The organism is Xanthomonas sp. MLO165 (assembly GCF_018831305.1).
Taxonomy (GTDB): Bacteria; Pseudomonadota; Gammaproteobacteria; order Xanthomonadales; family Xanthomonadaceae; genus Xanthomonas; species Xanthomonas arboricola.
The window spans coordinates 3,820,951-3,837,019 of sequence record NZ_CP029263.1; the positions used below are offsets into that span (position 1 = coordinate 3,820,951).

The 16,069-nt window shown below is 66.5% G+C and carries 10 protein-coding genes; 5 read left to right on the forward strand and 5 right to left on the reverse strand.

The genetic code is table 11. The annotated features are described in order from the left end of the window. Window positions 1-10 precede the first annotated feature (10 nt). On the reverse strand, window positions 11-208 hold the full coding sequence (locus DGN21_RS15995; RefSeq protein ID WP_016902555.1) for a zinc-finger domain-containing protein: 198 nt from the start codon (window positions 206-208) through the stop codon (window positions 11-13). A 315-nt stretch (window positions 209-523) separates the two neighbouring features. Here DGN21_RS15995 and DGN21_RS16000 point away from each other — a divergent pair, with 315 nt between their 5' ends. After that, on the forward strand, window positions 524-3,886 hold the full coding sequence (locus DGN21_RS16000) for a GH92 family glycosyl hydrolase (RefSeq protein ID WP_184550715.1): 3,363 nt from the start codon (window positions 524-526) through the stop codon (window positions 3,884-3,886). Window positions 3,887-4,208: 322 nt separating this feature from the next. On the opposite strand, the gene DGN21_RS16005 is transcribed toward DGN21_RS16000, so the two are convergent. After that, complete coding sequence (locus DGN21_RS16005; RefSeq protein ID WP_104542332.1) at window positions 4,209-6,518, reverse strand: NADP-dependent malic enzyme; 2,310 nt, start codon at window positions 6,516-6,518, stop codon at window positions 4,209-4,211. A gap of 198 nt (window positions 6,519-6,716) precedes the next feature. Further along, window positions 6,717-8,063 (reverse strand): dicarboxylate/amino acid:cation symporter, encoded by a 1,347-nt coding sequence (locus DGN21_RS16010; protein WP_104567994.1) that lies wholly within the window; start codon window positions 8,061-8,063, stop codon window positions 6,717-6,719. Between the two features lie 286 nt (window positions 8,064-8,349). Between DGN21_RS16010 and DGN21_RS16015 the strand changes: the two genes are divergently transcribed. The 4 genes from DGN21_RS16015 (at window position 8,350) to DGN21_RS16030 (ending at window position 14,813) form a co-directional block, all read left to right on the forward strand. Continuing rightward, window positions 8,350-9,522, forward strand: a complete 1,173-nt coding sequence (locus DGN21_RS16015; protein ID WP_016902551.1) for a porin — start codon at window positions 8,350-8,352, stop codon at window positions 9,520-9,522. A gap of 202 nt (window positions 9,523-9,724) precedes the next feature. After that, window positions 9,725-12,373: a PAS-domain containing protein gene (locus DGN21_RS16020; protein WP_215825246.1), complete on the forward strand. Its 2,649-nt coding sequence runs from the start codon at window positions 9,725-9,727 to the stop codon at window positions 12,371-12,373. Window positions 12,374-12,687: 314 nt separating this feature from the next. Then, a complete protein-coding gene (locus DGN21_RS16025) occupies window positions 12,688-14,037 on the forward strand; it encodes an MFS transporter (protein WP_215825247.1) in 1,350 nt (449 codons plus the stop codon). Further along, entirely contained in the window at window positions 14,034-14,813 is a 780-nt protein-coding gene (locus tag DGN21_RS16030) for a substrate-binding domain-containing protein (RefSeq protein WP_184550711.1), read from the forward strand. The genes DGN21_RS16025 and DGN21_RS16030 overlap by 4 nt, the downstream gene beginning before the upstream one ends. Here DGN21_RS16030 and DGN21_RS16035 read toward each other — a convergent pair. Further along, window positions 14,805-15,707 carry a LysR family transcriptional regulator gene (locus DGN21_RS16035; protein ID WP_026064333.1) on the reverse strand — a complete coding sequence of 301 codons (903 nt, stop codon included), beginning with the start codon at window positions 15,705-15,707 and terminating at the stop codon, window positions 14,805-14,807. The two genes, DGN21_RS16030 and DGN21_RS16035, sit on opposite strands and share 9 nt — an antisense overlap. Next, window positions 15,704-16,000, reverse strand: a complete 297-nt coding sequence (locus DGN21_RS16040; protein WP_155758305.1) for a hypothetical protein — start codon at window positions 15,998-16,000, stop codon at window positions 15,704-15,706. The genes DGN21_RS16035 and DGN21_RS16040 overlap by 4 nt, the downstream gene beginning before the upstream one ends. Window positions 16,001-16,069 lie beyond the last annotated feature (69 nt).

The window sequence follows — 16,069 nt, forward strand, 5'->3', positions numbered from 1 at the left end:
CCGGCCAGGATCAGTCGGCGAGCACGAACAGCGCGCCGCAGTACGGGCACTTGGCTTCGCAGTTGGGCTCGTCTTCGATCGGCAGGTATACGCGCGGATGCGAGTTCCACAACGCCATCTGCGGTGTCGGGCAGCTCAGCGGCAGATCGCTGCGATGCACGGTGTAGCGCGATTCGGCATTGGCGGGCGCGGTGGCGGTCTGGCTCATGGCGGCACGATCGTAGAGGCAAAGGCAGAGCGCGGATTCTAGCAGCCTGCGTGGTGATCGGCCCATTGAGCGGGCGACGCCGGTTCGGGTGGCGATGGTCCCGGCGCCAGCGCGGGCGCCGGCAACCTCGAGAGATGCTAAAGATCCAGCAGAGCCTGGCCCCTACAGGCACGGCAGCGCCACCCCACCCGGACATCGCGCTTATCATCGCCTGACCATGGCGCACCGCCCCGTGCCTGCGCCCCGTGTCCGGATCGCCCGCAGCACTCGGCCGGACCTGCCCTGCGGCATCGCACCCTAAGGAGACATCGCCACGTGACCTCGTCTGTTGTGCTGTTGCACCCGCGTGAGCTGTGGCTCCGGCTGGTTGTCGCCCTGGGCTGCGCTGCGCCGCTGTCGGTGAGCGCGGCGATTGAGTTTTCGAGTTCGTTCGAGCCCGGGCAGCCGTTGCCGGTGAGCGCAGCGGCAGGCGATGTGCAGATTGCCATCGGCACCGGCCCGGCCGCGCCGTATGCGGCCAAGCCCAACGCCGGCTACAGCGGTGCGCATGCATTGCGGTATCAAGGTCATGCTGCAGGTGGGCGGCGCACCCTGTTTACCGCCGATGTCCCGATCGGTGCCGATACGACGCTGTCGTGGCTGGTATTGCCGGAGAGTGTGGGCGGCGAGCATGTGGCATCGACCTACGTGTCACTGGATCTGCTGCTGGACGACGGCACGCGCGTGTCTGCCAGCGCTGCGCGGGATCAGCATGGCGTCGCGCCAGCTGCGCAGGCGCAAGGCGAGTCGAAGACGCTGTATCCGCAGCAATGGGCGCGCAAGGCGGTGCGGCTGGGCGACGTGCCCGGCCTGCGTGGCCGCCGTGTGCGTGCGATCGAGCTGGACGTTGCGCCGCCCGCAGGCGCGACCAGTGCCGGTTGGATCGACGACATCGCGCTTGCCGAGGTGCCGCTGACGCCGGCAACGCGTCCGTCGGATTGGGTGCTGACCACGCGCGGCACGCAGTCCAATGGCACGTTCTCGCGCGGCAATAATTTCCCTGCAACGGCCGTGCCGCATGGCTTCAACTTCTGGACGCCGGTGACCGATGCGGGCACGCTGACATGGCTGTATCGCTGGAACGAACATAACGATGCGGACAATCGCCCGCGCCTGCAGGCGTTGTCGCTCAGCCATCAGCCCAGCCCGTGGATGGGCGACCGCCAGACCTTTCAGGTGATGCCGTCGTTGGCCGCGGGCGTGCCGCCAGCCGATCGCAAACAGCGTGCACTGGCGTTTTCGCACGCCAATGAAACTGCGCGCCCCTATCGCTACGCGCTGCGGTTGGACAACGGGATCCAGGCCGAGATCGCACCGACCGACCATGCCGCGCTGTTCCGCTTTCGCTTCCCGGTGCAGGGCGATGCCAATCTGGTGTTCGACAATGTGGACGCGCGCGGCGCGCTGCGCCTGGATGCGGCAACACAGACGCTCTCCGGCTACACCGATGTGCGTAGCGGGCTATCGACCGGCGCCACGCGCATGTATGTCCATGCCAGCTTCGACACGCCGTGGAAAACCAGCGGCCTGAGCGATACCGGCCGGCCCACCGGCTGGATCAAGTTCGATGCCGGCAGCACCCGGCAGGTGCAGATGCGCATTGCCACCTCGCTGATCTCGCTGGATCAGGCCAGGCACAACCTGGCCCTGGAAATCGCGCCGCAGGCAACATTCGAGCAGGTTGCCGCGCGTGCGCAGGACGCCTGGGATGCGTTGCTGGGACGCCTGGAGGTGCCCGATGCCACCGCCGACCAGAAGACCACGCTGTACTCCAACCTGTACCGCCTGCACCTGTATCCCAACTCCGGCCACGAGAACGTCGGCAGCGCCAGCGCACCGGACTGGCGTTACGCCAGCCAGAGCAGCTGGTCGGACGACAACATCGATGGCAGCGCGGTGCGCAGCTTTGCGCCGATCCGCGATGGCCGGGTCTATGTCAACAACGGCTTGTGGGACACCTTTCGCACCGCGTGGCCGGCGTACGCCTTGTTCGCGCCCGACGATGCCGGTGCGCTGGTGCAAGGCTTTCTGGAGCAGTCGCGCGCGGGCGGCTGGGTGGCGCGCTGGTCGTCGCCCGGCTATGCCGATCTGATGGTCGGCACCAGTTCCGACGTGGCCTTTGCCGATGCCTGGCTCAAGGGCGTGCAGGGCTTCGATCCGCTCGAGGCGTATGTTGCCGCACGCAAGAACGCCACCGTGGTGGCGCCCGACAGGCATGTCGGCCGCAAGGGCATGGCGCGTTCGACCTTTCGCGGTTATGCCGATACCGACACCCACGAAGGCATGTCGTGGTCGATGGAAGGCGCACTCAACGACTTCGGTATCGCCAACATGGCCGATGCGCTGGCCACGCAGGCGAAAACAGCCACGGCGCGCGAGCGTTACGCGACCGAGGCTTTGTATTTCCGTCACCGCGCGGCAGGCTATTCGGCACTGTTCGATCCGGCGATCGGGTTCTTCCAGGGCCGCACCCCGGACGGCACCTGGCGCGTGGACGCGGCACAGTACGATCCGCGCGTCTGGGGCCACGATTACACCGAATCCAGCGGCTGGACGTTTGCGTTCACCGCACCGCACGATGGGCAAGGCCTGGCCGCGTTGTATGGAGGACGCGCCGGTCTGGCAGCGAAGCTGGATACGTTCTTCGCCACCCCCGAGACCGCCGAGGCCAGGTTCGCCGGCTCTTACGGCTCCACCATCCACGAAATGACCGAAGCGCGCGACGTGCGCATGGGCATGTACGCGCACAGCAACCAGACCGCGCACCATATCCCGTGGATGTACCTGTACGCCGGGCAGCCGTGGAAGACGCAACGCCTGACCCGCGAGATCCTGGCGCGCCTGTACCTGGGCAGCGAGATCGGCCAGGGCTACCCCGGCGATGAGGACAATGGCGAAATGTCGGCGTGGTATCTGTTCGCAGCGATGGGCTTGTATCCGTTGCGCATGGGTACGCCGGACTATGTGATCGGCTCACCGCTGTTCACGCACGCCAGCCTGCGTTTGCCCAATGGCGGGACGCTGACGGTCAATGCGCCGCAGAATTCGCCGCAAAACGTGTACGTGCAATCGCTCAAGGTCAACGGCAAGCCCTGGCGCAAGACCTGGTTGCCGCATGCAGACATCGCCAGGGGTGCGACGCTGGACTTCGTCATGGGGCCGACGCCCTCGCGCTGGGGCACCGGGCCGGACGATGCGCCGCCATCGCTGACGCCTGCGGGTGAACGCCCTGCCCCCTTGCGCGATGTGCTCGGAGACACGGCGCGCATCACCCTGGCCGATGGTGGCGATGTCCCGGCACTGCATGACGACGATGCCGGGACGGTCGCTGCAGTTGCATCGGCATCGGCACTGACGTTCAGTGGCATGGCGCGCGGCACGCCGACGCTCTACACGCTGACCAGCGGCAACGCGGCGATTGCGGCAAGCGGATGGACGCTGGAAGCACGGACGGCCGATGGTGCGTGGAAGGTGGTCGATCAGCGCCGCGAGGAAACGTTTGACTGGCCATTGCAGACGCGGCCGTTTCGCATTGCCTCCCCGGGTGCATATGCCGAGTATCGGCTGCGATTCAGCGCACCTGCGAAACTGCAGCTGGCGGAGATCGAGTTGCTGGGGGCTGAGCCCGCGGCGCGTTGAGGCGCCGGTCTCGCATCGCTGATCGCGCTGCTTTCTGCAGGCAGGCGACTGCAGGATGCAGGCACCCGCTCACGCAATCGACGGAGTTACACGGGGGCTGCCGGAGCGGGGGTTTTACTGCAACGTCAGCAGCGCTGGTAACCGTACCCTCACCCCAACCCCCGCTCCGCGCCCCGGCCCGCGCTTGCGGCGCGGGCGCTTCAAGGCACGCGTGCCAGTGGCGCGCAAGCAGTGCCTTGTCGCCCCGATGGGAGAGGGGCGTTGGCGCGGCACGTGGGGTGCCGCTAACGGATCGGTCTTTGATGTTTCCCGGTGGGGGATCTCAATCGCTATTTCTTTCGCTGGCGGTCTTCTCGGCATCGCGCTGCCGGCGGATCTGCGCATCCACCGCCGCGATCGCGGTCATGTTCATCACCCGGCGCGAGGTGGCGCTGGTGGTGAGGATGTGCACCGGCTTGGAGATGCCCATCAGGATCGGGCCGATCGCCACGCCGTCGGTGAACACGCGTACCAGGTTGTAGGCGATGTTGGCCGCTTCCAGGTTCGGCAGCACGAACAGGTTGGCGCGGCCCTTGAGCGTGCTGTTAGGCATGATCTGCTTGCGCAGCGCCTCGTCCCAGGCGGTGTCGCCCTGCATTTCGCCGTCGATGTTGAGCTCGGGCTTGCGCTTGAGCAGGGCTTCGCGCACCTGGCGCATCTTCAGCGCATCGCGCGAGTCGTGGCTGCCGAAGTTGGAGTGCGACAGCAGCGCGATATTGGGCTCGATGCCGAACAGCTTGAGGCGGTACGCGGCCTGCAGCGTGGCTTCGACCACCTGCTCGACGGTGGGGTCTTCCTGCACATGCGTGTCCAGGAAGAAGAACACGCCCAGCTGGTTGATCACGCCGGTCATCGCCGAGGTGGAGCTGACCCGCGGCTCCAGCGGAATCACGCTGCGTGCGTAGCCTAGCTTCTTGTGGAAGCGGCCGACCACGCCGGACAGCATCGCATCGGCTTCGCCACGCGCCACCATTACCGCGGCGATCAGGGTCGGACGCGAGCGCATCAGTTCCTTGGCGGCGGTGACGGTCACGCCGCGACGCTCGGTGAGCGCGTGGTAGTACTGCCAGTATTCGTTGAAGCGGGGATCGTCGAGGATGTTGGTGATCTCGAAATCCACTCCGGCGGTCAGGCGCAGGCCCATGCGCTCGATGCGCGCCTCGATGACGTCCGGGCGGCCGATCAGGATCGGGAACGCCAGGCCTTCGTCGACCACGTTCTGCACCGCGCGCAGCACCACTTCCTCTTCGCCCTCGGCATACACCACGCGTTGCTTGTCGGCGCGCGCGCGGTCATAGACCGGCTTCATCATCAGGCTGGTGCGGTAGACGAACTGGCCGAGCTTGTCGCGGTAGGCCTCCATGTCGGTGATCGGGCGCGTGGCCACGCCCGAATCCATCGCCGCCTGCGCAACGGCGGACGACAGCTCCACCAGCAGACGCGGGTCCAGCGGACGCGGAATCAGGTATTCCGGGCCGAAGCTCGGGGTCTCGCCGCCGTAGGCCGCGCCCAGGTCGGAGGCCTCGCGCCGCGCCATCGCCGCAATCGCCTTGACGCAGGCGATCTTCATTTCCTCGTTGATGCCGGTGGCGCCCACGTCCAGCGCGCCGCGGAACAGATACGGGAAGCACAGCACGTTGTTGATCTGGTTCGGGTAGTCCGAACGGCCGGTGCCGATGATGCAATCCGGACGCACCGCCTTGGCCGCTTCCGGGGTGATTTCCGGGTTGGGATTGGCCAGCGCGAAGATCACCGGCTGGCGCGCCATGCTGGCGACCATCTCCGGCTTGAGGATGCCGGCCGCCGACAGGCCCAGGAAGATGTCCGCACCCTCGACGATCTCGGCCAGGGTGCGCTTGTCGGTGTCGCGCGCGTAGCGCTGCTTGTCCGGGTCCAGGTCGGTGCGGCCGGTGTGGATCACGCCGTCGCGGTCCAGCGCCAGGATGTTCTCCGGCTTCAGGCCCAGCGAGACCAGCATGTTGACGCAGGAGATGCCGGCCGCGCCCATGCCGGTGGTGGCCAGCTTGACCTCTTCGATCTTCTTGCCGGTGACCACCAGCGCGTTGAGCACGGCGGCGCCAACGATGATCGCGGTGCCGTGCTGGTCGTCATGGAACACCGGGATGTTCATGCGCTCGCGCAGCTTGCGCTCGACGATGAAGCACTCCGGCGCCTTGATGTCTTCCAGATTGATGCCGCCGAAGGTCGGCTCCAGGCTGGCGATGATGTCGACCAGCTTGTCCGGGTCGTTCTCGTTGATCTCGATGTCGAACACGTCGATGCCGGCGAACTTCTGGAACAGCACGCCCTTGCCTTCCATCACCGGCTTGGAGGCCAGCGGGCCGATGTTGCCCAGGCCCAGCACCGCGGTGCCGTTGGTGATCACCGCCACCAGATTGCCGCGCGCGGTGAGCTCGCTGGCCTGGGTGGGTTCCTCGACGATCGCTTCGCAGGCGAAGGCCACGCCCGGCGAATACGCCAGCGACAGATCGCGCTGGGTCAGCATCGGCTTGGTCGCGGTGACCTTGATCTTGCCGGCCGGCTGCTGGCGGTGGTAGTCGAGGGCGGCCTGTTTGAAGTCGTCGTTGGACATCGGCTGTGTGGGTCTCGAAGGCGCAGGAGGGCTGAATTCTACCCTCCTGCCTGAACAAGGGCCTGTCGCGCAGCTGTCGGCGCGGCAGGAAGATCGCAGGCTGCAGCGCGTCGTGCGCGGCGGCCAGGGTGGGCTGGAAGCGGAAACGGCCCTGCACCCCGCCGGCAGCGCCGACGGAATACAGGGCCGTAGGAAGCATCAGCGTGCGCTGATCGGGGCGACGACGTCGGTCGAGGCCACCGGTGCCTGCAGCGGCGGCGAGCCGCCATCCAGCACCAGTTTGAGCTGGCCGCGGTCCAGCGCATTTTCCCAGCGCGACACCACCACGGTGGCGACCGCGTTGCCGATGAAGTTGGTCAGCGAGCGGCACTCGCTCATGAAGCGGTCCACGCCCAGGATCAGCGCCATGCCGGCCACCGGCACGTCCGGCACCACCGACAGCGTGGCGGCCAGGGTAATGAAGCCGGCACCGGTCACGCCGGCCGCGCCCTTGGAGCTGAGCATCGCCACCGCCAGCAGGGTGATCTGCTGGCCCAGGCTCAGATCCACATTGGTGGCCTGGGCGATGAACAACGCGGCCAGCGTCATGTAGATGTTGGTGCCATCGAGATTGAACGAGTAGCCGGTCGGCACCACCAGGCCCACCACCGACTTCTCGCAGCCGGCCTTTTCCATCTTTTCCATCAGCGACGGCAGTGCCGACTCCGACGAGGAGGTCCCCAGCACCAGCAGCAGTTCGGCCTTGAGGTAGCGAATCAGCTTGAGCACCGAAAAGCCGCACAACCGGCACACGATGCCCAGGATCACCAGCACGAAGAACAGCGAGGTCAGGTAAAACGACCCCACCAGCCAGGCCAGATTGACCAGCGATTCCACGCCGTACTTGCCGATGGTGAAGGCGATCGCACCGAACGCGCCGATCGGCGCGGCCTTCATCAGCATGTGCACCAGGCGGAACACCGGCGCGGTCAGCGCTTCCAGGAAGCTCAGCACCGGGCGGCCACGCTCGCCGACCAGGGCCAGCGCGATCCCGAACAGCACCGCCACGAACAGCACCTGCAGGATGTTGCCGTCGACGAACGCGCTGACCAGCGTGGCCGGGATGATGTCCATCAGGAAGCCGACCAGGCTCAGCTCGTGCGACTTCTGCACGTAGGTATTGACCGCGCTCTGATCCAGCTCGGCCGGGTTGATGTTCATGCCGGCGCCGGGCTGCACCACGTGCGCCACGATCATGCCCACGATCAACGCCAGCGTGGAGAAGAACAGGAAGTAGGTCATCGACTTGGCGAAGACCCGGCCCACCGTCTTGAGGTGGGTCATGCCGGCGATGCCGGTGACGATGGTCAGGAAGATCACCGGGGCGATGATCATCTTCACCAGTTTGATGAAGGCATCGCCCAGCGGCTTCAGGCTTTCGGCGAAGGCCGGCTCGAAGTGGCCCAGCAGGGCACCCAGGACGATCGCCACCACCACCTGGAAATACAGCTGACGGTAAAACGGGACGGGCGCCGGCAAGGGGCCGGCAGGCTTGCTGATGTGCATGACGCCACTCCGAGGGAACATAGAGGGTGCCTGAGCAGGTACCCGGTGCGGGCATTCTGGCCGTACGTCACAGCCCGAGCCGATAGCCCATTGGTACTACGCACTGTCCCCGGGCTGAACGTCGCCTTACACTTCAGCCGCGCCACCACCGGCCGTTAATTCCGTTTAACGCAGACACCGATTCCTGTGTTGTTGGCCGTCCGGAACCTGCGCGCTTGCTGAAGCTGTTCAGTGCGACCGCCATGGCAGGACGCCCGGCCCCTTCTCCTTGCCGAAGACCACACCTATGCGCCTCAATCCGCTCGTTCTCGCGTTGGCCATCGCCGCCGCGCCCGCTGCCGCCAATGCGGCCACCTCGCTGGAAAACTGGCCCACCAAGTACACCTTCGGGGATGGCACCGAGCTCGGCCTGACCGGCAACTATGCCTACGACGACAACAACTTCTCCGGCGACGACCGCCTGGAAGACCGCACCGACTTCCGCCGCAAGGAATTCGGCGCCACCCTCAAGAAGAAGGGCGTCTACGACGCCATGGTGTATTTCGACTTCGAGTCCAAGCTGTGGCTGGACGTGTTCTTCCGCGTCGAGACCAAGGCGCTGTTCGGCCAGGACTACGGTCGCGTGCGGATGGGCTACATGAAGGTGCCGGTGGGTCTGGAAGCGGTGCAGAGCTCGCGTGCCGGCAGCTTCATGGAACTGGGCCTGCCGATCCAGGCGGTGTTCCAGGGCCGTCGTACCGGCGTGGAATGGACGCTGGAGCGCCAGCAGTACCTGCTGCAGGCCGGCGCCTACGGCGGCAAGGACCTGCAGGGCGACAACCCGGGCACCACCCAGGCCGTGCATGCCGCCTGGACCCCGTTCAAGGCCGAAGGCAACGTGCTGCACCTGGGCCTGGCCGGTTCGGTGGAAAACCCGCGCGGCTTCAGCGACGGCCGCGGCGTGTCGTTCAGCCCGCGCGTGCGCCTGCGTGCCCGCCCGGAAGCCGGCCTGACCGACGTGCGCCTGATCGACACCGGCACCATTCTCGATGTGGACCACGTGATCCGCGCTGGCGTGGAAGCGGTGTGGATCCACGGCCCGTTCTCGCTGCAGAGCGAAGCGCTGCGCGCCGAGGTGGCGCGTAACGACAACCTGCCGCATTACATCGCGCAGGGCCAATACCTCTATGGCACCTGGACGCTGACCGGCGAGTCGCGCAGCTATGCCGGCGGCGTACCGGGCAACATCAAGCCGGCGCACGACTACGGCGCGGTCGAGCTGACCGCCCGCTACAGCCGCCTGGATCTGGAAGACAACCGCGTCAGCGGCGGGCGCCAGCACGACACCACCATCGGCGCCAACTGGTACCTCACCAGCCACTTCAAGATGCAGGCCAACTACAGCTGGGTGGATGCCACGCGCAACGGCGTGCATGAAACCCCGCATGTGATGGAGCTGCGCGCGCAGGTGCAGTTCTAGCCTTATCGCGCAACGCTGACGCGGGTCTGGTCGGCCGCGGCTTGGCTTCGGTTGACCGCTTCAACGCAGTAACCTGGCTATTCAAGCCAGCATGCAGGCCCCTGCGGCCGCTTCCTTCCGGGGATGCGGCCGCAGTCGTTTTCGGGGGCGCCGTGGCCGCGATGGCTGCACGATGCATCGGCGCACCGCCATACTTGTCGGCATGTACGCCTCGCAACGCCGCCGTCTGCTGCTCACCCTGACCATCGTGTTGGGCGGCGTGCTGGTGGCCATGCTGGCGGCCGGGCATTTTGTCGAACAGAACGCCCTGCACGAGGAAAGCGCCACCGTGCGGCGCCAGCTGCGCCTGTACGCGCAGGCCCTGCAGCAACGCATCGATCGCTATCGCACGCTGCCGCAGATCCTGGCGCTGGACCCGGAACTGCGCGCGGCCGTTTCCGGCCCGTTGTCGCCCGCGCAGGTGGAGCGGCTCAATCGCAAACTCGAGCGCGCTAACAATGTCACCCAATCCTCCACGCTGACGCTCATCAACCGCGACGGCATTGCGCTGGCTGCCAGCAACTGGCGCGCGGCGCGCAGCAACGTGGGCGTGGACTACGCCTTCCGCCCGTATTACCAGCAGGCATTGGCCAACGGCAGCGGCAGTTTCTACGGCATCGGCATGACCACCAGCGAACCGGGCTACTTCCTGTCGCAGGCCATCGTCGATGCCGGCGGCCAGGTGCAGGGCGTGGTGGTGATCAAGATCGCGCTGGCCGCGCTGGAACGCGAATGGCTGCAAACCCCGGACATCGTGCTGGCCTCCGACGCGCATGCGGTGGTGTTCCTGGCCAGCCGCCCGCAGTGGCGCTACCGCATGCTGGCCCCGCTGAGCCTGCGCGACCGCAGCGAATTGCGCAGCACCCGCCAGTACGCCGACCAGGGCCTGCTGCCGCTGCGACGCCGGTTGATCGAGCAGACCGGCAACGGTGGCGTGCTGGCCGAGGTCAGCGACCCACCGCTCGCCGGCCAGGTGCTGTGGCAGACACTGGAGGTGCCCGAAAGCGGCTGGCGCCTGCATCTGCTGCACGACACCCGCGCCAGCGCGGCGGCCGGCCGCGCCGCGGCGATTGCCGCGGCCGGTGCGTGGTTGGCACTGGCCTTGCTGTGGTTGTTCGTGCAGCAGCGGCGGCGCCTGTCTGCATTGCGCCAGCGCAGCCGGCACGAACTGGAAACGCTGCTGCAACAACACGCCGAAGAACTGCGTACCGCGCAGGATGGCGTGGTCACCGCCGCGCAACAGGCCAATGCCGGTCTGAGCCGCAGCCTGGAACACCTGCCGCAGGGCGTGGTGGTGATCGACGAGGCGCTCAATCTGGTAGCGTGGAATTCGCGCTATGTGGAGCTGTTCCGCTTCCCGCCAGAACTGCTGAAGATCGGCCGGCCGATCGAAGACCTGTTCCGCTTCAACGCACGCCGCGGCCTGCTCGGACCGGGGCCGATCGAAGCGGCGATCGAACGCCGCCTCAATCATCTGCGCAGCGGCAAACCGCATATGCGCGAGAGCGAGAAGGAGGACGGCACCGTGCTGGAAATCCGCGGCAATCCGCTGCCCGATGGCGGATTCGTCACCAGCTATGCCGACATCACCAGTTACAAGAACGCCGCGCGCGAGCTGCGCTCGCTGGCCGATGCACTGGAACACCGCGTGGCCGAACGGACCCGCGACCTGGCCGCGGCCAAGCGCGAGGCCGAGAGCGCCAATCGCTACAAGACCCGCTTTGTCGCCTCGGCCGTGCACGACCTGCTGCAACCGCTCAACGCCGCGCGCATGTTCGTCTCGGTCCTGCGCGGACAGGTGGGCGAGGCCGGCAGCGCGCGCGTGGTCGACAACATCGAAGGCGCGCTCGCCGCGCAGGACGCCATCCTCAACAGCCTGCTGGATATCTCGCGGCTGGAGGCCGGCAGCCTGAAGACCCAGGTGCGCGATTTCGCCATCGCCCCGCTGCTGGAAACGCTGGCCCGCGAGTTCGGCATCCTGGCCGAAGACCGCGGCCTGCTGCTGGACTGGGTGCCCACGTCCGCGGTGGTGTTGAGCGATGAAAACCTGCTGCGGCGCATCCTGCAGAACTTCCTGTCCAACGCCATCCGTTACACCCCGCGCGGGCGGGTGCTGATCGGTTGCCGTCGTCGCGGCGGCTGGCTGCGCATCGAGGTGCACGACCAGGGGCCCGGCATTCCCGAGGCCTTGCAGGAAGAGATCTTCGAAGAATTCCGGCGCCTGGATGACGGCGTGGCTAACGATCGCGGCGCCGGTCTGGGCCTGGCCATCGTCGAGCGCATCGGCCGGCTGCTCGGCCACCGCATCGGCCTGCGTTCCACGCTGGGCAGCGGCAGCGTGTTTTCGGTAACCGTGCCGCTGGGCGAACGCGCTGCGATCGTCAGGCAATTGCCGCCGCCAACCACCACCACCGCAGAAAACGCCAACGACCCGATCCTGCACGGCTGCCGCGTGTGGTGCGTGGACGACGACCCGCGCGTGTGCGAGGCCAGCCGTGCCCTGCTGGAACGCTGGGAATGCCGCGTGGACTTTGCCGGCGGACCCGACGAGGCATTGGCCGCCGCCAGTCCCGACGAGGTGCCGGAGCTGTTGTTGCTGGATGTGCGCATGGGCGAGCACTACGGCCACATGCTGCTGCCGCAGCTGGTGCAACGCTGGCAACGCGAACCGCGCGTGATCCTGGTCACCGCCGAACCCGACCCGGCGCTGCGCGAACACGCGCTCGACCTGGGCTGGGGATTCCTGACCAAGCCGGTGCGCCCGCCCGCGCTGCGCGCACTGGTCACCCAGATGTTGTTGCGGCGCGGATAGGTTGCCCGGCTGCCGGCACGGCATGCTGCCTAGCGGTTGATGCAGAGCGGAAGCACACGCGCTGCTCAGGACCGATCTGCGCATCGGCAGCTCGAGACAGCGTTCGTTTCTACGCCCTGGATCGATAAACGCCCACGCCTCGCGGACGCCCTGCATGCACCTGCTGCGTGCCACGTTCGTCGCATCGCCGCCAGGTCGAGTCGAGCATTGCTCCGGCGTGGTTGATGTTCAACGCGCATCAGTCGATGAGAAAGCAGCAATTATCAATGCCGGCCCGCTCCACCAGAATCGATCGCCTCACCTATCAGACGCACGTGCATACCTATCGTGGAGGGCGATCTATGCAGACTTCGAACCTTGAGGCAACGCGACAGTCGAAACTGGGGATGGTGCTGAGGGTGACCTCGGGCAACTTCCTCGAGCAGTTCGACTTCTTCCTGTTTGGTTTCTACGCAACCCAGATCGCCGCGGTGTTCTTCCCGGCGAGCAACGAATTCGCCTCGCTGATGATGACCTTCGCAGTGTTTGGCGCAGGCTTTCTGATGCGCCCGCTGGGCGCGGTGATCCTGGGCGCCTACATCGACGATGTCGGGCGCCGCAAGGGCTTGATCGTCACCCTGGCGATCATGGCCAGCGGCACGGTGCTGATCGTGCTGGTGCCGGGCTATGCCAGCATCGGTTTGTGGGCACCGGCACTGGTGCTGCTCGGACGGCTGCTGCAGGGCTTCTCGGCGGGTGCCGAAATGGGCGGTGTGTCGGTGTATCTGGCCGAGATGGCCACGCCGGGGCGGCGCGGCTTCTATGCCAGTTGGCAGTCGGCCAGCCAGCAGGTGGCCATCGTCGCTGCGGCCGCCATCGGCTATGCGCTCAACCAGCTGATGCCGCCGCAGGATCTGGCGCAGTGGGGCTGGCGGATTCCCTTCGCCATCGGTTGCGTCATCATCCCCTTCATCTTTTTGCTGCGGCGGCGCCTGGAAGAGACTGCGGAATTCGCGCAGCGCACCCAGCGGGTGACGATGAAGCAGGTGATGCGCGGGCTGGCGAACAATGCCGGCACCGTGATTGCCGGCGGCTTGATGGTGGCGCTGACGACGACCGCGTTCTATCTGATCACCGTGTACGCACCGACCTTCGGCAAGAGCGTGCTCAAGCTCAGCACCGGCGACGCCTTGATCGTGACGCTGCTGGTGGGCATCTCCAACTTCCTGTGGCTGCCGATCGGCGGCGCGCTCAGCGACCGCTTCGGCCGCAAGCCGTTGCTGGTGACCATGGCGGTGGTGTGCGCACTGAGCGCCTATCCGGTGCTTGCGTTCCTTGCATCCGCACCGAGCTTTGCGCACATGTTGCAGGCGCTGCTGTGGCTATCCTTCCTCTACGGCATCTACAACGGCGCCATGATTCCCGCGCTCACCGAACTGATGCCGGCGCATGTGCGGGTGGCGGGCTTCTCGCTCGCCTACAGCCTGGCCACGGCAGTCTTTGGTGGGTTTACGCCGGTGATGTCGACCTGGCTGATCCATGTCAGCGGCGACAAGGCGGCCCCTGGGTACTGGCTGGTGTTCGCGTCGGTGTGCGCGCTGTTGGCGACGCTGTTCCTGTATCGCCGGCATGGCAACGCAGCGACAGCGACCGGCCTCGATCCGGCTGCGGGAGCGGCGAAATGATGCGAACCCTCTGGAGAAGATTGCTGGCTGCGGTTGTCGCCACGGCCTTGCTGTCGCCGGCCGCAGCCGCGCAGGATCTGACCGTGATGACCTCCGGCGGTTTCACCGCCGCCTTCGAACGTCTGGCGCCGCAGTACAGCAGGCAAGCCGGGGTGACGGTTGTGACACTGCACGGCCCTTCGATGGGGCAGACGCCGCAAGCCATTCCCAACCGGCTTGCGCGTGGCGAGCATGCCGATGTGGTGATCATGGTGGGCAGCGCGCTGCAGAAATTGATCGATGCAGGACTGGTGGATCCGGCATCGCGGGTGGAGCTGGCCGATTCCCGGATCGGCATGGTGGTGCGCAGCGGCGCACCCAAGCCGAAGATCGATACCGTCGAACAGTTCAAACACGCGTTGCTGCAGGCCGATTCCGTTGCCTATTCCGACAGCGCCAGTGGCGTCTACATCGAGACCACGCTGTTCAAGCAGCTGCAGATCCAGGGCCCGATGATGGCCAAGAGCCGCAAGATCGAACGCATCCCGGTGGGCTCGGTGGTGGCCGACGGCAGTTATCAGTTGGGCTTTCAGCAGGTGGCCGAACTGCTGCCGGTGGCAGGCGTGGATGTTGTCGGCAAGATCCCCGAGCAGTTGCAGTCGATCACGCGCTATGCGGCGGGTGTGCCGGTCAGCGCGGATCATCCCGCAGCGGCCAGGCGCCTGCTTGCCTACCTGCAGTCGGGTGACGCGCAGGCGGTTGCGCGCGCGACCGGCCTGGATCCGGTCTCACCGTGAGCGCGCGGGCATCCGTCGCACCAGTTCCGCCAGTTCGAGCGCGGTCGGTGTCAGCGTCCGCCCACGGCGTTTGAGGATCCCCACGTTGCGCAACACCTCCGGTTCGACCAGCGGTACCGCCGCCAGTACCGGATGCGGGCCGGAGGGCATGGCGATCGAAGGAACGGCGGCAATGCCGACGCCGGCCTCCACCAAGCCCAGCAATGTAGTGACGTGGCGGGTTTCGCAGATGCTCGGCTGCTCCGGCGTGAATGCAGACAGCGCCCGGTCCAGCACCAGCCGGTTGCCCGAGGTCTTGTCGAGCGTGATGTAGTCATGGCCATAGGCTTCCTGCCAGCTGACCTGCTCGCGCCCGGACAGGGGATGGTCCCGGCGGCAGGCAATCACATAGCGCTCCTGCAGCAACGGCTCGAACTCGACCTCCGGTGCCAGGTTGCCGCTGAAGCTGACGCCGAAATCCGCCTCGCCGGAGGCCACTGCCGCACTGACGTGACTGGCGCTGCCATCGAACAGCCTGATGCGGATCTTCGGAAACAGCTGATGCAACCCGTGAATCGCCTGGGGCATGAAGTAGTACGCCGCAGACGGCACGCACGCCACGGTGACCGTGCCCATCCGGCTGGATCCGGCATCGCCGATGCTCATCAGCGCCATGTCCAGGTCGTCGAGCATGCGCTCGACCTGCGGCATGAACGCCTGCCCGACTGTGGTGAGCGCGACCTTGCGCGTGGTGCGCTCGAACAGCTTGACGTTCAACGCCGACTCGAGCTTGTCGATCCTGCGGCTGAGCGCCGGCTGGGTGATGCGGATGCGTTCGGCAGCGCGGCGGAAGCTGCCGTTTTCGGCAACGGCACGGAATGCCTGTAGATCGTTGAGGTCGAATTTGATGGTCACGATGCCGCGGCTGCGATGTTCGATGGCGGTCGCCATAGCATAGACAGTTGCCTGCTGCGCTGCGTGCGCAGACGCGTGCAGATGCGGCGCGCGCGGCTTGCAACATTCGTGCAGGCGGTCATCGCCGCAGGAATGCACAGGCCTGTTTCCGACGCAGGTGATACCTGCACGCGCGGCGCATGGCTCGGGCATCGCCGCGATGCTGCCAACGCGCGCATTCGCAGCGCACGACGCTGCGACATGCCCAGCGTGGCGGCGCTCGCGCCTGCTAGAATGGCGATAATGATTCCCATTTAATCTTCACCTTTCGCGTTGCCGTGCACGTGCTGCGTCTGTGCCGACCGCGCCTTGGAGTTCCTTGC

Bases quoted from the DNA above. Each gene is read 5' to 3' on its own strand.
- DGN21_RS16040 (WP_155758305.1), bottom strand. From the start codon at position 16,000: ATGGGAATCATTATCGCCATTCTAGCAGGCGCGAGCGCCGCCACGCTG.
- DGN21_RS16015 (WP_016902551.1), top strand. From the start codon at position 8,350: ATGCGCCTCAATCCGCTCGTTCTCGCGTTGGCCATCGCCGCCGCGCCC.
- DGN21_RS16010 (WP_104567994.1), bottom strand. From the start codon at position 8,063: ATGCACATCAGCAAGCCTGCCGGCCCCTTGCCGGCGCCCGTCCCGTTT.
- DGN21_RS16020 (WP_215825246.1), top strand. From the start codon at position 9,725: ATGTACGCCTCGCAACGCCGCCGTCTGCTGCTCACCCTGACCATCGTG.
- DGN21_RS15995 (WP_016902555.1), bottom strand. From the start codon at position 208: ATGAGCCAGACCGCCACCGCGCCCGCCAATGCCGAATCGCGCTACACC.
- DGN21_RS16005 (WP_104542332.1), bottom strand. From the start codon at position 6,518: ATGTCCAACGACGACTTCAAACAGGCCGCCCTCGACTACCACCGCCAG.
- DGN21_RS16030 (WP_184550711.1), top strand. From the start codon at position 14,034: ATGATGCGAACCCTCTGGAGAAGATTGCTGGCTGCGGTTGTCGCCACG.